This window comes from Aquiflexum balticum DSM 16537, assembly GCF_900176595.1.
Classification (GTDB): Bacteria; Bacteroidota; Bacteroidia; order Cytophagales; family Cyclobacteriaceae; genus Aquiflexum; species Aquiflexum balticum.
In genome coordinates, this window is record NZ_LT838813.1 from 4,305,490 (window position 1) to 4,328,323 (window position 22,834).

A 22,834-nucleotide genomic window follows, 5' to 3' on the forward strand; every position below is an offset into this window, starting at 1 on the left:
CGATCAAGTGGGGTTAAATTTGATGAAAACAACTCTTTCAATTCATTCTGCGCATCTTTCTTCTTTTGTCTTCTGTCTCCTGTCTTCAGTCCTTATGCAACATCGGTCATCCGTCATCGGTCATTTATCTACCTCTTCTCAAAAATCAACCTCGCATGTCCCATGATTTCCCTTTCAAAACATACCCTATTCGGACGTACTCTCAAAACGGCAAGTTGATGTCTGAATTCTTTATCTGTCAGGTATTTTGGAATCAAAGAAGCAAACCAAAGGTATTTTTTCAATTGAAACCTATGAAATCTTTTGGTCCACTCCCGGTTTGTATGGATATAATCCAACCTTCCATCAGTGTAATAAATGTTATTGAAATAGGGTTCTGCAGTCCTTACGATATGTTCATAGCCATATGGAACCCAAGAATCAGGATTATGCTTTAATAGCAAGGCCATCATATATTGATTGGAGTCTTTGGGTGCATTGATATCTATTTCTTCAAATGGCATCATGTTTTTTTCAAAGGTCATACTTTGCATATAAAATTTCCCCCCATCCTTCAGTAAATGATAAACATGCCTAAAGTAGTCCTCATAAACAGCGTCCTGTTGGCCATTGAGATAATCTCTGACAGAAGCTACATGCTCAAAACTCCCAAAGGCAGTAATGGCATCAAATGTGCCAAAATCTTCAGGTTTGACAAATCGCGCATCTTTGATATAAGCTGTAAGTCCATTGTCTCTGCAAGCTTGAACTTGACCGTCAGAAAGGTTTACTCCAATTCCTTCCGCTCCGACAACATCTCTTAAATATTTGAGCCAACCGCCCCAACCACATCCCAAGTCAAGGACTCTGGTACCTTTTTTTATCCCAAGATTTTCAACGACAAATTCATATTTCTTTAATTGTGCCTCTTCCAGGCTCATCGAAAAATCACCCAAATACATGGCATTGCTAAAATGAGCATTTTCTCCAAGACTCAATCTGATGAATTTGTCAATGTTGGTATAAGTGAAGTCCATTTCTTTTTTCTTATCCCATTGCTGACCTTCACGTTCACTGACACTGGATCCTATCCATTTGCCTTTTGGTGTTTCAGTTTTAAGCTCTTCAGTTCCCATATGTATTTTATTTGATGTTGGATTTAAAAAAATCTTATCCTAAAATGTATTCGAATTGGATAATAATTTAAACAAAATTATCAGCAAAGCATAAGTATGCTAAAAAAAAGAAAAAAATTCCTCTGGTAAAAAGAAAGAAGCCGGAGAAAAATCTCCAGCTTCTGTTACAAATAAACCCTATTTTCCAAATTCAAAAATATGTTGACCTTCTAAAGACAAAGTCCTTCCTGAAGTAATGAAAGTTGTTTCATCCCAATCAAGACTTAATCTAAGAGACGATTCTGAAATATTTTGTATTTCCACGCGAACTCCGTCACTTCTGACGAATGCAGTGGCTTCTGAGTTATCAAAGTTCCAAAATCCACTTGCAGGCCATACTCCTTTTCCATTTACTGAGTTATATTGGGTATTTAGAAATGTAAGAACCAAATCCCTATAAACATTGGTTTGATCAAATCCATCCACTGTAACTTTGGTCATTTTCCAGGGGGAACTCACCAAAATCAAGCGTGTTTGCTCCTGTACGGTTGGTTGTGGATCTGAAGGATCCTCACCACATGAAGAAAACAAAAGAGAAAACGCCAGAAAAGAGCTGAAGATAAATGGTTTGATGATTTTTTGAATATGTATATTTTTCATCTTTTTTTGATTTAATGTGAGATAATGAAAATTTTAACCACCCACCTCTTTTTAAATATTGAATTTAAGTAAGGTGGGCAGTTAAATACTTCAACTTTATTTCTTAATTATTTTCAATGAATAATTTTTATTTCCCTGCTGTAACCTTAACAGATAAATTCCAGGAGATAGTCTTGAGACATCAGCCTGATATCCATTCTCCAACTCTTCAAATACTATGGTTGTGGAACGACCCGCCATATCTATCATTTCAGAATTTCCTAAAGGACCACTTAATCCCCTAACATGAAGGTAGTTTTCCACTGGATTTGGGAAGGCTGTAAGTTCCCTTATCTGTTGGAATCTGGCACTGCTTACAATCAATGTGACTTCTTCAGACAATTGACTGACACAATCATCGATAGACACCTGAACAGTATAGGTTCCTAAAGTTGAGACTACGATAGATGAGCCAGTTGCATCAGCAATCAATACACCATCAAGGAACCACTGATTTCCTGTAGCTGAACTTGAGGTCAAAGTAACTTCTTCTGAACCCTGTCCTGTTACAGAAATAACGGGCTTGGCAGGATTTATACAGAAGCTATGGCTGACCGGAGCAGCTGGGAAAAATTCAAGATTTCCAGATTGGCTGGCAGTGATTGAGGTTCTTCCTGGATTTACCAAAGTAGCTACACCTCCAGAAATTGAAACATTGTTATTGTCAGAACTAAATGAAATTACCAAACCTGAAGTTGAACTTGCATTTAAATTAAATGGCGCGTCTCCTAAAGTTTTGTCTTCAATCTCCGGGAATGTGATTACTTGCTCTTCTTGAACCAACTCACCAAAAACCATATCATCCCAATAATAAGTCTGCTCCCCTGCTACAGCTCCCGTTGTTCCGAAATTGAAGAACACGGATGCCTTGTTGTAGTTTCTTGAGAAATTAATGGCCTCGGTACCTGCTGCCTGATTGGCAAAGTCAAAGATGAGCGTCTGCCATTGAGATGCCACAGTTACCGTAGCTTCGGTTTCCACACTGATAGTAGGATCATTGGAATCTTCTACTTTGATTCTTATTGGGATTCCTGCTGTAGGCGACCATACCCTAAGACTCATTTTGGTAGCACCTTCTGCAAAAGGAATCGCACTGGCAAATCCCGCTGTTCCTCCCAATGTTGTTCCTGCCCAAAGCTCTGCTTCTGCAGACTTGACGGACTTGGCCACAATATTACCTCCATTGGTCGGATCAACAACTATCTCAGAGGCATTGCCACCGAAATCGGTCAGTCCGTAATCAAATTCTGTATCAAACGTAACTGGCAATTCTAGTTTGGTGTCTCCACCGCCGACACCATCAACTTTCGTAAGTGAAACGTTGCTGATAAAGACCGGATCGTTGCTCAATCCCATCTCGAAACCAAACTTCATGGCTCCATATTTGTTTCCTAGATTAAAAGGAACTTCAATGGTCTGCATTTCAGTGTTCAGGGTATGGTCCGTGACACTTACACCGGCAAAACCTCCTCCGTCTTCACCGAAGTAAAGGCGCAATGCTCTGCCTGCAACAGATGACCTGGCATCAAATTTAGCAATATAGTCCTGCCCTACTTCAAGTGCCTCTATCTGTGCAGCTGTGAAGATCTGGTTGAACTGTACATGCCAAATTTGACCTCCTGCTCCTGCTATATTGGTAATTGAAGCTTCACCCTCAGATGCTGCTACCGTTGCACTTACTCCTGCAAAATCCGCAATGAACGGTGTCCATGAATTCAGACCAGCGGCAAAGTCCCCATTGATGATCAGGTTTTCTCCAACTTCTCCGCCTCCATTTCCATTTCCTTCACCCTGACGGATATTATCAACATACCAGGTAAATCCTGCCGATCCGTCACCCACTGTGCCCAGATCAAATATCATAACCACCTTCTTGTAAGTGAATGCCCTGTTGGCACCGCCCATATCAAAGGTGACATCAACCCACTGATTCGATTCGGCGATTGTCAGTTCCTGTTCAAAGGCCTGAGCACCGTCATTTTCATTTTCTATCTTGAACAGCATTTTGGTATTGGCACGCGGTGCCCATACGGCAACTGTAAATTGTGTACTGGTAGAAAGGTCAATGTTTTCACCCATCATCATAAATGAGCCGCCCCAAGGCTGTCCGGCATTTTTTACCATTCTGCCCACTTTGGCGCTTGAGTTTCCATTGGTATCCGGATTATCAACTACTGTAAGTTCACCTCCGTCAAAATTGGTGATCACCTCAGTCCAGGTAATATCCTCTTCAAAAGTAACAGGGAATACAGGACCTGAACTTCCACCGCTTCCGCCATCATCGTCCGAACCAAATACCAAATCATCCCAGTAATAAGTCTGCTCACCAGCCACGGCTCCCGTTGTTCCGAAATTGAAGAACACGGATGCCTTATTGTAGCTTCTTGAGAAATTAATGGCTTCGGTACCTGCTGCCTGATTGGCAAAGTCAAAAGTGAGTGTCTGCCATTGAGAGGCAACAGTCACCGTAGCTTCGGTTTCCACACTAATGGTAGGATCATTGGACGCTTCTACCTTGATTCTTACTGGGATACCCGCTGTTGGCGACCATACCCTCAGGCTCATTTTTGTTGCACCGCTGGCAAAAGGAATCGCACTTGCAAATCCTGCTGTTCCTCCCACTGTTGTTCCTGCCCAAAGTTCAGCTTCTGCTGACTTGACAGATTTGGCCACTTTGTTGGCTGCATCTGTAGGATCAACAACTATCTCAGAGGCGTTGCCACCAAAATCGGTCAGTCCGTAATCCAGGTCCTCATCAAATGTGACTGGCAGCCCAAGATTGGTGTTTCCACCACCCCCATTACCGCCACCATCAACTTTCGTGAGTGAAACATTTCTGATAAAGACCGGATCGTTGCTCAATCCCATTTCGAAACCAAACTTCATGGCTCCGTATTTGTTGCCCAAGTTGAATGGAACTTCAATGGTCTGCATTTCAGTGTTCAGAGTATGATCAGTGACACTTACGCCGGCAAAACCTCCTCCATCTTCACCGAAGTAAAGGCGCAGAGACCTGCTGGCAACAGATGACCTGGCATCAAATTTGGCAATATAATCCTGCCCTACCTCAAGCGCCTCTATCTGTGCAGCTGTGAAGATCTGATTGAACTGTACATGCCAGATCTCTCCTCCTGCACCTGCAATACCGGTAATGGAAGCTTCACCCTCAGTTGCTGCTACCGTTGCACTTACTCCTGCAAAATCTGCAATGAACGGTGTCCATGAATTCAGACCAGAGGCAAAGTCCCCATTGATGATCAGGTTTTCTCCAACTTCTCCTCCTCCATTTCCATTTCCTTCACCCTGACGGATATTATCAACATACCAGGTAAATCCTGCCGATCCGTCACCCACTGTGCCCAAATCAAATATCATAACCACCTTCTTGTAAGTGAATGCCCTGTTGGCACCGCCCATATCAAAGGTGACATCAACCCACTGATTCGATTCGGCGATTGTCAGTTCCTGTTCAAAGGCCTGTGCACCGTCATTTTCATTTTCAATCTTAAACAGCATTTTGGTATTGGCACGCGGTGCCCAAACGGCAACTGTAAATGCTGTGCCTGCGGAAAAGTCAATATTTTCACCCATCATCATAAATGAACCGCCCCATGGCTGTCCGGCATTTTTTACCATCCTACCCACTTTGGCACTTGGGTTTCCATTGGTGTCGGGATTGTCCACTACAGTAAGTTCTCCTCCGTCAAAATTTGTGATCACCTCAGTCCAGGTAATATCCTCTTCAAAAGTAACAGGGAATACAGGTCCTGAACTGCCACTGTTTCCTCCGTCTCCGCCATCATCATCCGAACCGAAAACCAAATCATCCCAATAATAGGTCTGCTCACCTGCCGCGGCACCGGTTGTTCCGAAATTGAAGAACACAGATGCTTTGTTGTAGCTTCTTGAGAAATTAATGGCTTCGGTACCTTCTGCCTGATTGGCAAAGTCAAAGGTGAGTGTCTGCCATTGAGAAGCAACGGTCACCGTCGCTTCGGTCTCGACACTAATGGTAGGGTCATTGGACGCTTCCACTTTTAGTCTTACAGGAATCCCGGCTGTTGGCGACCATACCCTAAGGCTCATTTTGGTAGCACCGCTGGCAAAAGGAATCGCACTTGCAAATCCCGCTGTTCCTCCTACTGTGGTACCTGCCCAAAGTTCTGACTCAGCTGTCTTAACAGACTTGGCCACTTTGTTGGCTGCATCTGTAGGGTCGACTATTATCTCTGAGGCGTTGCCACCGAAATCCGTAAGTCCGTAATCAAGCTCTTCATCAAAAGTAACAGGAAGGTTGAGGGTATTATTTCCGCCGTCTCCGCCTCCGTTTCCAGCAACTTGACGAATGTTATCCACATACCAGGTAAATCCTGCCGATCCGTCACCCACTGTGCCCAGATCAAATATCATAACCACCTTCTTGTAAGTGAATGCTCTGTTGGCGCCCCCCATATCAAAGGTCACATCAACCCACTGATTCGATTCGGCGATTGTCAGTTCCTGTTCGAAGGCCTGAGCACCGTCATTTTCGTTTTCTATCTTGAACAGCATTTTGGTATTGGCACGCGGTGCCCATACTGCAACTGTAAATGCTGTGCCTGCGGATAGGTCAATGTTTTCACCCATCAACATAAAAGAACCACCCCAAGGCTGTCCGGCATTTTTTACCATCTTGCCTACTTTGGCACTTGGGTTTCCATTGGTGTCCGGATTGTCCACAACTGTAAGTTCTCCTCCGTCAAAATTGGTGATCACCTCAGTCCAAGTAACATCCTCTTCAAAAGTAACAGGAAATACAGGTCCTGAATTTCCACTATTGCCACCATCTCCGCCATCACCTTCCGTGATGAATACCATATCATCAAAATAGTAGGTTTTTTCCCCGGCTTCGGCTCCGGTAACTCCAAAATTAAAAAAGATGGAGGCTTTATTATAATTCAGTGAAAGATTTAAAGCCGATGTACCTGCTGCCTGATTGGCAAAATCAAAGGTAAGGATCTGCCAACCATTGGCTACAGTGGTTGTTGCTTCAGTTTCTACTGATTTTGTAGGATCAAGATGATCCTCTACTTTCAACCGGACCTGAATACCTGCATCAGGTGACCAAACCCTGACCGACATTTTTGTTTGAGTTGCAGTAAATGGAATCCTACTTGCAAAACCTGTCTGTACATTATTTGTAACGGCTGTTACTGTCGCTCCTGCCCAAAGTTCAGCAACAGCAGTTTTGGTAACCCTAGCTACTTTGTTGTTGGCATCTGTAGGGTCTTCTACGATGGCAGAGTCATCCGCACCTCCAAATCCTACTATGCCATAATTGACTTCAGGATCATCAAAGGTTACGGGAAGGTTCATCTGAGACTGCGCTTTCACACTAAAAACAGCCATCATGATGAAAAAGGTAATCAATGTAAAATTTTTCATAGGCACTATGATTCTTTTTTTGGGAAATTGTTATAAAGTTGACTTTTAACTATTTGCGAATCATTAAAAGTAATAGATTGAAAAATGGTTTGATATTGTGTGCCTACTTCATAAATACATCATTGCTTTTTAAAAAATACATCTTAAATACATCAAACCTGAAAATGATTTATCGAAGAACTTTTTTTAATTCGTTAATTTGAAATTCATAATCATATTGAAGATCTTCATGCAATCCTGATATCAGTTTTTCAACCTTGCTTATTTGAAGGGTATAGAGGTTATTTATTACGGGGTGATTAAATTCCATAAAACCATAGAGCCTCATCTTCTCACAAAAATAAAGTATAAGTTCTATTTGGGCCGTTTTGTCCTTGGAAAGTTTGAGGTATTTGTTGAGCTTTCTTCGAATCGCCTGAATGGACTTTTTTGCAAAATGATAATGCCTGGTGTTGGCTTTCACAAATTCCATCTCAAGTTCTTCCTGAACCATCTCTACATACAGCCTGGGATTATCTCTTTCATATAGTTTAAAAAATAAATAAGATTTATTATCTGTACTGAATTTACTGAGATCAATAATCAGATTTTTTAATTCAATTTCACTCAGATGAGATAATTCTTTTTTGATTTCAGCAAGGCTTGCGATCTTCATAAATTGAAATTTAGAGTTTTCAGTTTGAAGTATAAAACTTAAACTAAAAACTCTAAAATAATATTCCTGAAATTCTTATGTTTTTTAAAATAAAAAATCACTTTACCAATTTCACCTCTATAGCACTCAGTCCTTTCGGTGTTTTTTCAGTATCGTAGGTCACTTTATCATTTTCTTTTATAGGATCAATACAGGATTTGAAGTGAACAAATAGACTTTCTTGCGTTTGATCGTCTTTGATGAATCCATAACCTTTGGACTCATTAAAAAATGTCACTTTGCCGGTTTTCGGAGCGCCATCATCTTCACCTTCAACTTGCTTGGAGGTGCCTATCTGAATACTTTCAACATCAATCTTTCTTTTTTTGGTTGGATCTGGAGGAGTAGAAGTTATATTGCCATCTTCATCCACATAAGCAATCATATCCTCGTAGTCTGCTGTTTCATTGGACTTTCGGGCTTCTTTTTTCTCTTCCTTTTCCTTTTTCTTTTTCAGTCTTAATTTTTCTTTTTCCTTTTTGTTGAAGGTTTCTCTTGATTTTGACATTCAGTAATTTATCTAATTTAACATTTTTTTATCTAAAAAATATACACTTCTAATCTCATACATTTTGGTTCAACTTCCAAAAATGAAACTTAAGATTTACAAAAATACCATGATTTTCTGTGCAATCCCTAATTTATGTTAAAAGTATTTGATTTATACCAAGAAAGTATTGATCCAAATAAAAACAAAGCTCTTGTATGGATTTTCATTGTATCTTTTGAACAGATTTATTTAGCTTAGAACAAATAATTGCAAGTATATAAATTGATTCATGAAAGAGCTTCAGCAAATCATCCAGGCATACCAAAGAAGTAAACGAAGCAACCAAAAAGCAGCTATTGCAACTGTTGTCAAGGTTGATGGATCGGCCTATAGGAGACCGGGCGCTAGAATGTTGATCACTGAGGACGGGGAATTAACAGGTGCCATAAGCGGAGGATGCCTCGAAGGCGATGCATTGAGAAAAGCTCAATCGGTTATTTTTCAGCAAAAGTCCATGGTAGTAACTTATGATACTACTGATGAAGATGATCAGAAATTTGGGGTAGGTCTTGGGTGTAATGGAATCATTCAGGTTTTGATCGAGCCCATTGACCTAAATGAAAAAGATAATCCATTGGAATTATTGAAAATTGCCCTGGATGACAGAAGATCAAGCACTTTGATAACTGTTTTTTCTTTGAAACATTCCCGTTCAGAACAAATAGGAACAAAAATCCTGAAAAAAGGAGAAAAGATATACGGTACTCCCGAAAAAATAGATAGTGATTTATTAAATCAAATTCTCAATGAGATTAATTATTTAATTGATAAAGAGACTAATATAATAAAAAATTATCCCGACTTTGATGATGTTTTTGTGCTTTATGAAAGGATCAAACCACCTGTTCAACTTTTTCTTTTCGGTGCAGGCAATGACACCATTCCATTGACTAAAATGGCAGCAATTTTAGGTTGGCAGATCAATTTGATGGATGGAAGAAAAAATCATGCTACAAAGGAAAGGTTTCCTGATGCATCGACAATAATAACCGGAACTCCTTCTGAAGTAGTTCAACAGCTCCACCCTGATTCCAATTCAGTTGCTTTGTTAATGACACATAACTTTGAATATGAATTAGAGGTTTTAAATCATCTCATACCATTTAACTTACCTTATATAGGGATTTTGGGACCGAAAAAGAAGACTGAAAAACTCATTTTCAGATTATCCGAGAAAGGAATTATAGTTTCTACTGAAAACATATTTGCTCCAACTGGTTTGAATCTAGGTGCCGAAGGTTCAGAGGAAATTGCTTTGTCCATAATCGCAGAAATAAAAGCCGTGCTCAACAATAAAAAACCAATTTTTCTGAGAGATAAATCCGGTCCTATACATGAAGAAGAATTATGAAACCGGTGAAAACAGGAATTATAATTTTGGCTGCAGGAAGTTCTTCCCGACTCGGTCAACCAAAACAGCTTTTAAAGTATCAGGGAAAGACATTGATCAGAAGGGCAATTGATACGGCCTTGGAATGTAAGTCTGATGCCAGTGTTCTAGTTATAGGAGCCAATTTTGAATTAATAAAAAAAGAAGTTCAGGATACAAATGTTGATATTGTTATCAACCATGTTTGGGAGACGGGCATGGCTTCAGGGATGCAAATGGGTCTGAATTTTTTGGACAATAAAATTGCTCCTGATCAGGTTATTTTAATGCTTTGTGATCAGCCCTTTGTGGATTCAGAACTCCTAAATAACATGATTGGAAAACAAACTGTAACAAGTAAAGGAATAATTGCTTGTCATTATAATGGTACTTTTGGAGTTCCTGCTCTTTTTACAAGTAAGTATTTTCCTGAATTAATTGAATTAAGAGGTTCAGAAGGGGCCAAAAAAGTAATTTATGCCCATCTTGACGATATGGAAAAAATGGACTTCCCAAATGCCGCTATTGATATTGATACCCCGGAAGATTACTTGAGATTGACTAGAGGGGATTAGAAGCCCTTAGTTCTTTCACCACTGCTTCAATATATTCAGCTGCGAACTCAATATCATTTTCAGTAGTGTCCTTTCCCAAGCTGAATCGGATTGAGGCCCTTCCCAAATCTGAATCAAGCCCCATTGCTGCCAAGACATGAGAGGGCTTGGGCAAAATACTGGTACAAGCTGATCCTGAGCTAACTGCAATTTCTCTGTTTACTCTCTTGAGCAATTCCTCCCCTTCCACTCCCGAAAATGAAATATTGCTGACATGGGAAAGCCTTTGGGTTTGACTTCCATTTAAGGTGGTACCTTCTATGCCTAATATCTTTTTTTCCAGTGCATCTCTGAGCAAACACAGCCTTTCTGCATCCTCGATCAATCTTTTGGATCTTAATTGTGCGGCTTTTCCAAAGCCTACTATTCCAGGTACATTCAAAGTCCCACTCCTAAATCCCTTTTCATGACCTCCCCCGTCGATCAATGACAAGGGTTTAGGTAAATGATGGTTATGGCGGATATAGAGAGCGCCAACACCTTTTGGACCATACATTTTATGCGCAGAAATAGCCATTAAATGTATTCCCGATGTCGAGATCGGGATCTTTCCAGCAGCCTGAACTGCATCCGCAAAAAGTATTAAGTCATGCTCTCCTGCCAATTTTATCAAATCCGACATAGGATGAATAAGTCCGGTTTCGTTATTGGCCCACATAAAAGCAAGCATTTTAGTGTGGGGTCGAATGTTTGATTTCAATTCATTCAAATCAATCTCACCAAACTGATTTACAGGAAGATAAGTGACCTCCGCCCCTTTTGACTCCAAAGACTTTAAGGTATCCAAAACTGCTTTATGCTCAGTTTGACAGGTGATATAATGTTGTTTTTGTCCATTATAAAATTCAAAAATGCCTTTTAGTGCGAGGTTAATGGATTCAGTGGCACCGGATGTAAAAACAATTTCCTTTGTCTTCGCCCCAATCAGATTGGCAATTTGTTCTCTAGCTGTCTCCACGGCATCTTCTGCTACCCAACCGTAAGGATGACTCTTGCTGGCAGCATTGCCAAAATGTTCTCCAAACCAGGGCAACATGGCTTCAATGACTTCCTTAGCACAGGGAGTAGTTGCATTATAATCTAAATAAATGGGGTATTTCATGTTGTTGACAATGTAAAACCTTTGCCTTATTCAAGCAAGATTTTCAGGATTTACGGCTGAATTAATTAATTTTGGGTATGCAGGAAACTTGGAAGTTAGCTATTTCTCCGTCCATTCAATATAATGACCTTAAACACCTGGTTCAGGAACTACTTCTTGAAAACCAAAAAGAAATGGGAATATTTCTTTCTTATTATTATAAAAAAGAAGGAGCTGTTGTAGAAAATGTTCAATTGATAGGACCGATATTTTTTTCGAAGGAAAAGGGAGGTGATTTTATAGTGGATTTTGAATTGATACATTTCAATGCTTGTCTCAATATTCATGAGCAGAACAAAGACAAAATGAAAGTCCAATTTGAGTTTGACCAGGATTCAAATGAGCTTATCCTTATTGGGCCTTATTGGCCTGAAAGGGAAATGGATGAAATTTGAAGTAGACTTGAGATATTTGATTAAGAATTTGGATGGTAGATTTTAGATTTATCAATACCAGGTCTCTATTATAGAAAAAAATCATTTTATTCAAATGAATCTAAGTTTCCCAATACAAGGGGCGGAATTGGCTCTTGGTTCTAATAAATTATCTCACTCGCTACGGCCAGGAAAGACATAAAAAAACCTTCCCAGCAGCAAAGCCACCGGGAAGGTTTGAAAATTTAAGTTCTCTTTATCTGTAGTTTGATATCTGAGAATTCTTTTTGTTCTATAAATGGCTGCGTTCTGATCCTGCGTCCTGTGGCTGCAAAGATTGCGTTGGCAATTGCTCCACCTGTTGGCGGAAGTGCAGGCTCACCCAATCCGGTTGGGTCATATCCACTATCCACATAATGCACATCTATTTCAGGTACTTCCTTCATTCTGATTAGTCTGTAAGTATCAAAATTCTTTTGTTTGGGAAGTCCATTTTCGAAAGTCATATTGGTAAACATGGCATGGCCCATTCCATCCACAATGCCACCACGTACTTGCTGGTTTGCACCTGTTGGATGGACCACAGTGCCGCAATCAGTAGCTGCAGTGATTTTTTTCAGGACAGGCTGGCCATTTTCCATTTCTATATTCGCAACTTGGGCGACATAGGATCTGTGTGAGAAATAGACGCTGAATCCTTGCATCACATCTTTATTTTTACCCCAATTGGATTTTTCTGCGGCGGTTTGGATAACACCCCGCATTCTATCAATGTCATAATGAATTTCACCTACAGGATTGTTTTTGGCTCTGTCCAAGAGGTCCAATCGCATTTTGACAGGGTCTTTTTTGGCAGCCAAAGCCACTTCATCCAGAAATGATTGCTCTGCATAGGCCAGGAAATTTGTTATTGGCGCTCTCCATGCATTAGTCGTAATTGGCGACTTGTGCTCGACATTTTCAATCAAAAGATTATCAACAGAACCTGAGGGGAAGTTATTTTCACGGGTAGAATTACCTGCATTGATACCAACACCCCGGAGTTTATATCCGATCATGTTTCCTTGATCATCCAATGCTGCCTGGAATCTATACCTGACTGCAGGTCTATATGCACCGCCTGTCATATCATCCTCTCTGCTCCAAGTTACCTTTACAGGTTTATCAAGCATTTTTGACAATTCGGCTGCTTCAACCACAAAATCAGCAGCCAGTCTTCTACCAAAACCACCACCAAGTCTTGTCAATTCCACTGTAATGTTTTCCTTAGGAATATCGAGGAGCCTCGATGTCTCCATTCTTGCCCTATCAGGTGTTTGTGTGGGACCTATTAATTCCACCTTATCTCCTTTGACATGTGCAAAGAAATTTTGGGGTTCCATAGGTGAATGGGATAAAAACGGGCATTGATACTCACTGGTGATTACTTGGGCCGCATTTTTGAAGGCTGTTTCCACATCACCGTCTTTTCGCATGACCCTAGCGTCTTTACTTTCAAGAAGCTCTTTAAATATACGATCATGATCAAAACTGCTTTCCACAGTTCCATCAGGTTCATACTCAATTCTAAGCTTGTTTTTAGCTTTAATCAGGGGCCATGTAGACTCACCAATAACTGCTACTTTATTATTGAAGACAATTACATCGGAAACACCTGCAACAGATCTTGCTGCCGAATCATCCACGGATTTGATCTTCATTCCAAAAGGAGGTCGTGTAATCATTGCATTGACCATCCCCTCTCTGTAAAAATCCAAGCCAAAAAGCGGTTGGCCTGTATAAATCTCCTTCCCCTTGACATTTTTGACCGGGGTTCCAATGATTTTAAAGTCTTTAGGATCCTTCAAACTTACTTCCTCGGGTGCGGTTAATTTTGAAGCATCAGTCACCATTTCACCATAAGAGAATTTCTTCTTTCCATTATGAAAAATCTCCCCTTTTTCAGTGGTCAATTCAGTAGCCGGAACTTGAAGTTTTTCAGCCGCCGCCGCAACTAATAAATGCCTTGCCGTTGCACCTGCTTTTCTCAATCTTTCCCAAGAATGAGGCATGGCCCCGGAGCCTCCGGTAAGTTGTCGGTCATATTTTTCATTGTCCAAAGCTGCCTGAAATACCCTTACCTTGTTCCAATCAGCATCAAGTTCTTCTGCAACAATCATCGGAAATGAGGTAATGATATTTTGACCCAGTTCAGGATTGGGAGAGTATATGACGATGTCTCCAGTTGGAGAAATGGATAGATAGGCATTGAATTCATGAACCTGCGAAAGCACTTCCGCATCGGATAGCACCTGGACTTTTGGGGAATCACAGCTGGACCAATTGAAACCTATAAATAGACCCCCTGCTGTGGTTCCAGCAATTTTTAGAAAGTCCCTCCTATTTGTTTTTGTTAGATTTGCCATGATTATTTAAGTTTTGCTGCCATTGCTACTGCTTCTCTGATTTTGTGGTATGTTCCACACCTACATAGATTCCTGTTCATCACATTGTCTATTTCTTCCAAAGAAGGATTGGGGTTTTTCTTTAAGAAAGCAGAAGCAGTCATAATTTGCCCTGACTGACAATATCCGCATTGGGCCACATCTATATCAGCCCATGCTTTTTGAACCGGGTGGTCTCCTTCTTCTGACAAACCTTCTATTGTTGTGATTTTATCTGAACCAACGCTGGAAACAGGTAATGTGCAGGAATAAACTGCCTCATCATTGAGATGAACCATGCAAGCGCCGCATTGTGCTATTCCACAAGAATATTTGGTACCTACAAGCCCCAGATGATCTCTTAAAACCCAAAGTAAAGGAGTATCATCATCGACATCCACTTGGTGTTCTTTGCCATTAATTCGAAGTTTGAAATTTGCCATTGGTCTGATTTTAATGGTTAACTCCTAAATTTAATCAATATGTGCTTCCTTTCAAGCCAATTAGATTAGTATTTTAAAAGTATTTTGATAAACCTTAGAATTGTTTCCTTGAATGGGATCGGTGACTTCTTAAAATTCCAAAATTCAAAGTTGCGCAATAGCATTTCCATATTTTGATTTTTTTATTTCTTAAAAGTAAAGTCTCCCTTTTCTTGATTATTCAGTAGTAAATTTTTAAATTTTAGCTTTATTTAGTTACTTTTTCTGCCTTTCCAAACATTGTGTAGATTCTATCTTTGAAATAGCAACATGAAAAAATTTGCTGCACTTTTGATTATTGCGCTGGTTGCCATCCTTGTTTTGGTAGCTCTTACCAATCCTGAGGTGTTGGGTAAAGCTTGGTTGTATGTGTTGGGATTTATAGGGTATGTGGTTGTATTGGTAGAAAATGGATTTAAGAAAATTGCTGGGGCCTTTTCAGGTCCCAAAGAAAAAATACCAGATGTCCTTCCTTCACTCCCTGTTGAAAAAGGCAATTACTCAAAAGAAATTGAGCAAAAAAACCAAGAAGTTTTATCCCTGCAACAGAAAATCAAAGAACTTGAAATAAAGCTTAAAAATTCTGAAACAGAATCAGGAAGCCATCTAGGAAAATGCACCCTGACGGTACTGAGATATATTGATGATGGAGAAACTACATTGGGGTTGATTTTTCTTAGAAACAAATTTTTTGCCTATACCCTTGAGGATACGCATAGGGATGAAAAAATCAAGGAAAAAACAAGAATACCAGCTGGCATTTATAATATAGGTTACAGTCCTGTAGACCCAGCTCAATCAAGGATAACCAGAGATTACCTGAAATTATATAGTCCCTGGTTTACCAAACACCTTCACCTTCAAAATGTCCCAGGGTTTGAAGGCATATACATTCATGTTGGAAACAGCCATGACAATACCGCAGGCTGTCTTTTGATTGCTGATGGCGTCTTAGCCGGAACCCAACAAAAGACTCTCCAAAACTCAAGAAATGCTTATCAAAGATTTTATAAAATTATTGCGGCCTTGCTCGATTCCAATGAGCAGGTAAATATTCAAATACTCAATGAAGACTGGTTTGATCGAAGTAAACTGACATCATTATGAAAGAATTGAACAACAGCTTTTACCAAATGCTGATAAAAATCGCTGCAACAGTGATTTTAACCATTGTCGTAGGTTTTTTCCTAAGGCATTTTTTCCAGGAAGGTCAAAATGTACTTGCCTGGACTATTCCTTCCATCATTGCCTTGGGTTTGATTTATTGGATAGTGATCAGTTATTTCAAGGAAAAGGATGTAAAAAACTCCTACTATGTCAATAAATACCATGATGTGTTTTTTAAAGGGACTATAATTTTTGCCATTTCCTTAGTGGTGATTTCAATAATTTATAGTGTTCTGATGTATCTGGAACAAAAGAACATTTTTGCGATTGTTGGCCTATTGATGTTGGTAATCTGGCTTGCCGTCTTTATGATTTATTTTGTTTGGTCTGTATATCATTACAATATCAATTTTGGAATTACAGATGGTGAATGGGCGGAAATAGCAGAAGCAAAAAGACAAGGTCGTAACCTGGAACTCGAAAATCCGGCTCTTCAGATCCGTGAACCGAAGTACAACCCTTATCGAAGTCAGACCTTCGGGCTACCCCCGGGGACTGTAAGAGGGATGATTGCTTTTACGCTATTATTTGGCGGGATTTCATTGTTGGTGGCCAGTATGGGTACGGAAGAAATTAATCCCGAAATGATGCAATTGAGAATTCAACAATTCGAATTTTTTGAGACTGCATTTTTGATGATGATCGCCTTCTACTTTGGTGATAGGTCACTGAAATATTTCAGGGATAGGTGGCGAAATCCAAATCAGGCTGGGTCTACTCCGGAATCATCTCCTGTAAAGACCCAATCTAACACTCCCGCAGATGGCATACCTGCTACAACTCCGGGTTTCGAAGATTCTGTAGCAGAGGATGATTGGGCATTTTATGAGGAGGACAGAGAGTTTGGAATTTCTACTTCTGGAGCGGAATCAAGTCCATCACCATTTTCGAAACTGAAAAATGACTTGAATGTAAACAGCCCAGATGCTCAAGGCTTGGTAAACACATTTGGATTTGTACAGATTAGGGATAATGCCAATGGTAAAATCCTCAATGACGAACAATTGATTGATTCCCTTGAAAATCTTTCTAAAACAAAAAACATCAACCTTTCGCTTCCTGTGGTCAAAGCGGTAATTGAAGTCGAATCTTCGGGTCGTGGCCATCTGAAAAACGGTAATGCCAAAATACTTTTTGAAGGCCATCTCTTTTGGAGACTCCTCAAAGACAAAGGAATGTCAGATGAAGAATTGGAAAACCTTCAAAAAACCAATAAAGATATCCTTTATAAAACCTGGACAAGGGAATTCTATAAAGGCGGAATCGGAGAATATGATAGACTTGAAAGGGCGAAAAAGATTGATCCAAAATTGGCTGTCTATTCAGCTTCTTGGGGATTGTTCCAGATTTTGGGAGAAAATCTTGAACACAATATCAAATCCAGAATAGGTGAAGAGGAGGATAAATATAAGACCTGGGAGGAGTTTGAACTTAAACAGCACGAACATGAAAAATACCACTTCTTGGATTTCTTGGCCTTTATAATGACCAAAAAATTAAAAGGAACTCCTTTGGTGAATTTTATTTCAGAAAATGAAAACAGCAATGGAGAATACAATTGGGCAAATTTTGCATGGGGCTACAATGGCAGTGGGTATAAGGCAAACAAATATGACATCAGGCTTAAGGCAGCCTATGAAAAATATAAAAAAATCCATCAGTGATGAAAGTCAAAAGCCCAATTACCTCTATTCTCACTTATACGATCATGCTATTCGTATTAGCATCAATAGCATCCTCCTGTAAAAAAAACGATAGGGCTCTTGTTGTGGGCAAAATCCAGAATGCATCAGATTTGGCCACTACAGAATTTGTGATTGACAAAATTGTCTTTGGCACAAAGACCAAAAAACTGGCATTTTTTAAAATCAATGAAGCAAGTTTTATGGCCTATTCTCAGGCAAAAGTCAAAACGGGCATTGATCTGAGTAAAATTAAGGAAAGTGATGTCAGGATTGAAGGAGATAAAATCCATCTTCGGCTTCCCCCTATTGAGGTGATCAATTTTTCCTACCCTCCTGCAAGTTTTGTAGAAGATTCCCTGATTTCCAATCCCAAAATATTCCTCAACAAAATAAATATCAGAGACCAGGAAGAGTTTTTCAGACTTGCTGAACTTGATATCAGAGAAAACCTGCAATACATGGGTATTGTGAAAACCACACAAAACCACACCCGGCAAATGTTCAATGTCCTTTTGGGTTCATTGGGGTATAAAGAAATATACATCAATTTTGAAAATGACAACCTTATTATTTCCCAGGTAAATTTATTGGTCAACCCCGAAACCCTTGTAGAACAATGATAGGAATGCTCCTCAAAAACTGGAAATTCATACTGGATATAGTCATTGTTTTGGCTGTAGTGGTACTGATTTTCCTATGGAATCCGTTTGGGATTTTTGGAGGAGGTGTAAAATTAAAAGATACTGCCAATATGGTGGCCGAGGTCAATCAGATCGGTCAACTGGTAACGGCCGAATATTATGGGGAAGTTATTGCGTCCATTGATGAAGCCAGGTTGGATCTGATCGAAGAAGAAAATATCAGCAACAATGCCGCAATTCTATTCAGGGATATCAAATCTGCTTTGGGAAACTTAAAAACATTTCAGGAACTATCCAAAGAAGAAAAAGACCAGGAGTATAAAAAAATGACACCAATTAATGGTTGGCGTAGGATAATCAGATTTGATGTCAATAGCCGGAATATCACCGATAAGCTCAATTATCATGGATTTATGGATGATATCGCAGCTGATCCGCTTTATGACGAGATGTTGGAATACTTATATAGATTCAAAAGCAAAAAGCCAAGAAATGTCAAATGGGAACCAAATCCAAGGCACAAAGAGGAAGCTTTAGTAATGGTGTATAATGAGCTCCCCAGTCCAAATGAAACCCTTGATGTTGAAGATTTCATGCGGTTTTATTACCAGAATAAAACCGCTGAACTTAGTAAGCGTGAAACCCGCAAAAAACTGGCCATGGTTGGCCGGGGATGGGTAAAAGCTGGTTTTGACTTCTCTGAACTTAAAGAATCTTCCATCGTCATCAATGAAGAACGTGGCGAAATCCATATCATGGGACTTACCCCGCAAATCCTTAATGCAGATATCAATCCTTGGTTTATTCCTGAAAAAGGAATTCCCGGATTCGAAATTTTGGATGATAATGGCAAAGTGGATTTTAAAGATGCTAAACTTGTCAAAGAATATTGTGTGGAAAAACTTTTGGCTTTTGCCCATAGGGCTGATATCCTTCAAAAGGCCGAAGATCAAGCATCCGAAACCCTTAAAAACTTGTTTACCCTGATTACCGGTAAAGAGATCAAAAAGGTGGTTTTTCATAATGACCGTATCTTTCAAATCGCAAATAGAATAGAAAAAGAAGAAGCAGTAAGCCGTTTTGATGTGGTTCTTTTGGATTCATTGTTACAACAGGAATTTGATACTATTCAAAAACTGACCGATTCGGCAAAAATTGATCCCCGATTAAGACAATCTCTCTTGCTTAAGGAAAATAATATCGCTTTCGTAATCAAAAACCTGAGAAATATTTCCTTAATGGGAATGGATCTGAATTATGGATATTTTTCAAAAGAGATTTTGGCCATAGCATCAAATGGTATACTTGATAAAAATGAAATTCAAATTTTAGATTCGTTGCGTATCGATTGGGAGTTGATGGATAGAATTGATTATTTCAACAAGTCCATCCCCTATCCGATATATTATTGGTATGACAATCCAGGTGAATACATCTCTGATTTCAACGCTGCCATTTCTTTTTTGATGAATAAAAATCTTGTATTCGGTGAATTGGAAAATGTCACAAAAAACATCGATGAGGTAGATTCTGCCTATTTGGCCGAAAATAAAGTATTGAACAGTCAAAAGATCAGTGAAACAGAAATTGTTTTGACCCAGGTTCGAAATCCTATTGATGCAAAAGATACTTTGTTCAGTCTTTTGTATCCCTACCAATACAATAGTGAAATCATTGCTGATTTTATCAGTTCCGAAGAAATTATGGATATAAAATCAAACAAATCAAGCATTTCTGATAGCTTGATTTGGCTTCTTTATAGCAAAGACCAGGATACAGTGGTACATTGGATTCCGGAGAAATTTTTAGGCTGGGTAGAACCAAATATTAAAACTCTTTTAAAGGATGAAGGGGCGATGAATATTGCCAACAAATTTATACTTTTTAGGGATCAGAGACATTTTACCAAAGTTCATCAGGATTCAGTTAAAATGATCTCTCCAAGGCAAAGTTTGGAAATGGCTGCATTTATAGAACTATTGATCAATGCAAGATCCTCTTTCCAAACCAAGGGTCCTTTGGAGCGGGCCAACAGTTGGGTCAAAAAGAAATTTGAACAAAGGAGGTCTGAACCTACTTGGCTTACCTCCTTCCGTGAATCAGTCAGTAGACCTTGACTATTCTCTTTTACCGAGCTTTTTGAAATAAGTTTCAAAAACATTCCCTCCAAAGAATTTTCCAAAAGAGCTTATAGCCCTTAATTCTTCGATTTTACTGGTACAGTTCAAAGCTTTCATCGTTGTCAGTTGCTTGGCAAAGTCTGCAGGTTGGATTATGAGTTTGCCCTTGCCCAATATTTTGCCGCTTTCAGTTTCTCCCTCATACAGGGTTATAAATAAGGTCGTAGTGTCTTTCCAAACATCAAACCCTTTATTATTATATACATCTTTGAACCCTCTGAAATAATACTTTTTACCTTCCTTGCTGATAAGAATTGCATTATATAGCATTTTCTTTCTTTCAGGATCCTGATCGTTTTCAATAAAAAGATTGAAGGTCCCCTGAATGGCTGCAAGTGGTTCAGACGAAAGCGCAGGGGCCAACATGGTACCGTACATACCTGCTTCATGGGTAGAAACACCCACAAAAGTTTCCACATCTTCAGACCTTATGGTCAAAGTGAATTCAAATGGAGAATTGGATGTTTTTCCTTTTACAAATCCTTTGTCGTAATCTTCGGTTTCTTCCATTGAGAAATAACCTTTCATGGTTTCTGTAAACTGGACACCGAGCTTAATATCGGGAATTGCATCTTTTTCAGGAATAAGATTCAATCCATAATCCAAATCCAATCCCAAATCTTTTGCAATCAACTTGCAGCTTCTTTCGGCCAAGGCACTGATAGTCAATAGCGGATTTGTACCAACTGGTCTGGGAATGACTGCACCATCCATCACATACAAGCCTTGATGGAGTTCCGTCCCAGATGAACCGGAAAAAACCTGGCCTTTATGATCAGTGACTCCAAGTCCTGCATGGTCGGCCATGCCACAACCTCCAAGAGGATGAACGGTTACCAATTCATAATCCATACTTTTGTTCCAAGTCGGATTGGGTACATTCGTCCCGCCCAATGCCCTTGTCGCACTCAACAACTTGTCTTCAACTTTTTTGAATATTTCCTGCTTCCCTACCCCTTTCCAATTGATCTGAAGTTGATCATTTTCAAATACCATATCTCCATTTCCATCATCATGGGTCATGACAAGATAAATCTGTGTGTGGTTGATGGCACCGTAAAAAGGTCCCCTGACCATACTGACAATTTCCCTCCATTTTCTTTTGAAAAAACTATCAGAAAATACCCTGTCTTTATTCAAACCAAACAATCTTGAGAATGTCAATAAGGTCCCGGGCATAATACCTCTAATCGGTCCAGGAACACTACCTTCTTCCAATGTCATCCCATTTTCAAGAACAGGTTTATTCCTCATGTCGATCACAGAAGTAATACATGGCCCGACTTCTGCAATTTGATCATTTGCCAATTTACCTAATCCAATGCCGTTGATCTGAACGTCATTATTATATCCAAAGCCCAAGACATCGCCGTTACCAGTGAATCTTTTACCTAACATGGAGGAAACTTTCAAACCCTTTTGGGAAGAACGGAAAAGGATTTCGGTAGAACCTAAGGACCCAGCGCTTAATATGACATTATCTGCGTAAACAAACATTTCAGGTGCATCAAAAACCTCCCTACCCGTATTCATGGGATTGAAAAAAACTTTCCAGCCCTTACTTGATTTCTCGACATGCCTGACATTGATTTCTGTAAATATTTCTGTCCCATGATTAAATGCATCCGGGAGGTAGTTCATGGCGGTGGTGTTTTTGGCACCGACATTACAACCTGTAACACAGTCTCCGCAATTGGTACATTTTGGTTGATTTATGCCGACATGATTGTCCGACCTATTTTCAAAGGTTACATTGATATCCAAAAGCCTGAATTCTTCAGACATCCGTTCCGCTGATTTGCGCATGGCTTCTGTTTTTTTCAAAACCGGATAACCATTCTCATTTTCAGGATAAGGATTAGGTTGAAGCATATCCCAGGCTCTTTGTAATCCCTCATTAAACGAGCTTAAATCTTCCCTTATCGCTTTTGGCCATTCTTTTTGTTCCATTACCCGAGGTTCAGGTTTTATCGAAACATTGGCATTGATTAGGGATGTTCCACCAAGACCACATCCTTTCAAAACATTGATACCTTTACCGAAATTGAATTCATATAACCCATTTCTTTTCTCAGCATTTTTACCTTTTTTCATGTTCATTTCCAAAGCTGCTTCCTTCAGTGTTTTTGGAAATTGACCGGGTAAGAATTCCTTCCCTTTTTCAAAAAGACAAACAGATTTGCCTAAGCGTGACATCCTGGAAGCGGCTATACTTCCGCCGTATCCAGAACCAATTACAATGAAATCGTAATGGCTTTTAAGTTCAGATAAAGATTTGGATAGTTTTTTCATGTTCT

Annotated in this window: 16 protein-coding genes; 7 read left to right on the forward strand and 9 right to left on the reverse strand. The window is 39.6% G+C overall.

Features of this window, described 5'->3' with window-relative positions:
* Positions 1-128: 128 nt before the first annotated feature.
* The 5 genes from B9A52_RS18190 to B9A52_RS18210 form a co-directional block, all read right to left on the reverse strand.
* Complete coding sequence (locus B9A52_RS18190; RefSeq protein ID WP_084121805.1) at positions 129-1,115, reverse strand: SAM-dependent methyltransferase; 987 nt, start codon at positions 1,113-1,115, stop codon at positions 129-131.
* 177 nt (positions 1,116-1,292) lie between these two features.
* Complete coding sequence (locus B9A52_RS18195) at positions 1,293-1,754, reverse strand: hypothetical protein (RefSeq protein ID WP_084121806.1); 462 nt, start codon at positions 1,752-1,754, stop codon at positions 1,293-1,295.
* A gap of 96 nt (positions 1,755-1,850) precedes the next feature.
* Positions 1,851-7,217, reverse strand: coding sequence for a T9SS type A sorting domain-containing protein (locus tag B9A52_RS18200; protein WP_084121807.1), 5,367 nt, complete (start codon positions 7,215-7,217; stop codon positions 1,851-1,853).
* Positions 7,218-7,386: 169 nt separating this feature from the next.
* Positions 7,387-7,872 (reverse strand): hypothetical protein, encoded by a 486-nt coding sequence (locus B9A52_RS18205; RefSeq protein ID WP_084121808.1) that lies wholly within the window; start codon positions 7,870-7,872, stop codon positions 7,387-7,389.
* A 97-nt stretch (positions 7,873-7,969) separates the two neighbouring features.
* Entirely contained in the window at positions 7,970-8,419 is a 450-nt protein-coding gene (locus tag B9A52_RS18210; protein ID WP_084121809.1) for a cold-shock protein, read from the reverse strand.
* 271 nt (positions 8,420-8,690) lie between these two features.
* Here B9A52_RS18210 and B9A52_RS18215 point away from each other — a divergent pair, with 271 nt between their 5' ends.
* Together B9A52_RS18215 and B9A52_RS18220 are read left to right on the forward strand one after the other, a co-directional pair.
* Positions 8,691-9,812: an XdhC family protein gene (locus B9A52_RS18215; protein WP_084121810.1), complete on the forward strand. Its 1,122-nt coding sequence runs from the start codon at positions 8,691-8,693 to the stop codon at positions 9,810-9,812.
* Positions 9,809-10,405, forward strand: a complete 597-nt coding sequence (locus tag B9A52_RS18220) for a nucleotidyltransferase family protein (RefSeq protein ID WP_084121811.1) — start codon at positions 9,809-9,811, stop codon at positions 10,403-10,405. The genes B9A52_RS18215 and B9A52_RS18220 overlap by 4 nt, the downstream gene beginning before the upstream one ends.
* Here the strand turns inward: B9A52_RS18220 and B9A52_RS18225 are convergent.
* Entirely contained in the window at positions 10,392-11,546 is a 1,155-nt protein-coding gene (locus B9A52_RS18225; RefSeq protein ID WP_084121812.1) for a cysteine desulfurase family protein, read from the reverse strand. The genes B9A52_RS18220 and B9A52_RS18225 overlap by 14 nt on opposite strands.
* A 77-nt stretch (positions 11,547-11,623) precedes the next feature.
* Here B9A52_RS18225 and B9A52_RS18230 point away from each other — a divergent pair, with 77 nt between their 5' ends.
* Positions 11,624-11,980 (forward strand): hypothetical protein, encoded by a 357-nt coding sequence (locus B9A52_RS18230; protein ID WP_084121813.1) that lies wholly within the window; start codon positions 11,624-11,626, stop codon positions 11,978-11,980.
* A gap of 224 nt (positions 11,981-12,204) precedes the next feature.
* Here B9A52_RS18230 and B9A52_RS18235 read toward each other — a convergent pair whose 3' ends face one another.
* Together B9A52_RS18235 and B9A52_RS18240 are read right to left on the reverse strand one after the other, a co-directional pair.
* Entirely contained in the window at positions 12,205-14,364 is a 2,160-nt protein-coding gene (locus B9A52_RS18235; protein WP_084121814.1) for a xanthine dehydrogenase family protein molybdopterin-binding subunit, read from the reverse strand.
* Positions 14,365-14,366: 2 nt separating this feature from the next.
* Positions 14,367-14,825 carry a (2Fe-2S)-binding protein gene (locus B9A52_RS18240; RefSeq protein WP_084121815.1) on the reverse strand — a complete coding sequence of 153 codons (459 nt, stop codon included), beginning with the start codon at positions 14,823-14,825 and terminating at the stop codon, positions 14,367-14,369.
* Between the two features lie 309 nt (positions 14,826-15,134).
* Here B9A52_RS18240 and B9A52_RS18245 point away from each other — a divergent pair, with 309 nt between their 5' ends.
* From B9A52_RS18245 to B9A52_RS18260, 4 genes are read left to right on the forward strand one after another with little or no spacing between them, the layout of a single operon-like run.
* Positions 15,135-15,971 (forward strand): DUF5675 family protein, encoded by an 837-nt coding sequence (locus B9A52_RS18245; protein WP_084121816.1) that lies wholly within the window; start codon positions 15,135-15,137, stop codon positions 15,969-15,971.
* Complete coding sequence (locus tag B9A52_RS18250; protein ID WP_084121817.1) at positions 15,968-17,695, forward strand: N-acetylmuramidase family protein; 1,728 nt, start codon at positions 15,968-15,970, stop codon at positions 17,693-17,695. The genes B9A52_RS18245 and B9A52_RS18250 overlap by 4 nt, the downstream gene beginning before the upstream one ends.
* A complete protein-coding gene (locus B9A52_RS18255; protein ID WP_172805241.1) occupies positions 17,695-18,336 on the forward strand; it encodes a DUF4230 domain-containing protein in 642 nt (213 codons plus the stop codon). Before B9A52_RS18250 ends, B9A52_RS18255 begins: the two co-directional genes overlap by 1 nt.
* Positions 18,333-20,474: a DUF4230 domain-containing protein gene (locus B9A52_RS18260; RefSeq protein ID WP_084121819.1), complete on the forward strand. Its 2,142-nt coding sequence runs from the start codon at positions 18,333-18,335 to the stop codon at positions 20,472-20,474. The genes B9A52_RS18255 and B9A52_RS18260 overlap by 4 nt, the downstream gene beginning before the upstream one ends.
* Here B9A52_RS18260 and B9A52_RS18265 read toward each other — a convergent pair whose 3' ends face one another.
* Complete coding sequence (locus B9A52_RS18265; RefSeq protein ID WP_084121820.1) at positions 20,475-22,829, reverse strand: GMC family oxidoreductase N-terminal domain-containing protein; 2,355 nt, start codon at positions 22,827-22,829, stop codon at positions 20,475-20,477.
* Positions 22,830-22,834: the final 5 nt, after the last annotated feature.

What these genes read in the sequence shown, in the direction of transcription:
- B9A52_RS18190 (WP_084121805.1), bottom strand. Translation starts at nt 1,115, where the DNA reads ATGGGAACTGAAGAGCTTAAAACTGAAACACCAAAAGGCAAATGGATA.
- B9A52_RS18195 (WP_084121806.1), bottom strand. Translation starts at nt 1,754, where the DNA reads ATGAAAAATATACATATTCAAAAAATCATCAAACCATTTATCTTCAGC.
- B9A52_RS18200 (WP_084121807.1), bottom strand. Translation starts at nt 7,217, where the DNA reads ATGAAAAATTTTACATTGATTACCTTTTTCATCATGATGGCTGTTTTT.
- B9A52_RS18205 (WP_084121808.1), bottom strand. Translation starts at nt 7,872, where the DNA reads ATGAAGATCGCAAGCCTTGCTGAAATCAAAAAAGAATTATCTCATCTG.
- B9A52_RS18210 (WP_084121809.1), bottom strand. Translation starts at nt 8,419, where the DNA reads ATGTCAAAATCAAGAGAAACCTTCAACAAAAAGGAAAAAGAAAAATTA.
- B9A52_RS18215 (WP_084121810.1), top strand. Translation starts at nt 8,691, where the DNA reads ATGAAAGAGCTTCAGCAAATCATCCAGGCATACCAAAGAAGTAAACGA.
- B9A52_RS18220 (WP_084121811.1), top strand. Translation starts at nt 9,809, where the DNA reads ATGAAACCGGTGAAAACAGGAATTATAATTTTGGCTGCAGGAAGTTCT.
- B9A52_RS18225 (WP_084121812.1), bottom strand. Translation starts at nt 11,546, where the DNA reads ATGAAATACCCCATTTATTTAGATTATAATGCAACTACTCCCTGTGCT.
- B9A52_RS18230 (WP_084121813.1), top strand. Translation starts at nt 11,624, where the DNA reads ATGCAGGAAACTTGGAAGTTAGCTATTTCTCCGTCCATTCAATATAAT.
- B9A52_RS18235 (WP_084121814.1), bottom strand. Translation starts at nt 14,364, where the DNA reads ATGGCAAATCTAACAAAAACAAATAGGAGGGACTTTCTAAAAATTGCT.
- B9A52_RS18240 (WP_084121815.1), bottom strand. Translation starts at nt 14,825, where the DNA reads ATGGCAAATTTCAAACTTCGAATTAATGGCAAAGAACACCAAGTGGAT.
- B9A52_RS18245 (WP_084121816.1), top strand. Translation starts at nt 15,135, where the DNA reads ATGAAAAAATTTGCTGCACTTTTGATTATTGCGCTGGTTGCCATCCTT.
- B9A52_RS18250 (WP_084121817.1), top strand. Translation starts at nt 15,968, where the DNA reads ATGAAAGAATTGAACAACAGCTTTTACCAAATGCTGATAAAAATCGCT.
- B9A52_RS18255 (WP_172805241.1), top strand. Translation starts at nt 17,695, where the DNA reads ATGAAAGTCAAAAGCCCAATTACCTCTATTCTCACTTATACGATCATG.
- B9A52_RS18260 (WP_084121819.1), top strand. Translation starts at nt 18,333, where the DNA reads ATGATAGGAATGCTCCTCAAAAACTGGAAATTCATACTGGATATAGTC.
- B9A52_RS18265 (WP_084121820.1), bottom strand. Translation starts at nt 22,829, where the DNA reads ATGAAAAAACTATCCAAATCTTTATCTGAACTTAAAAGCCATTACGAT.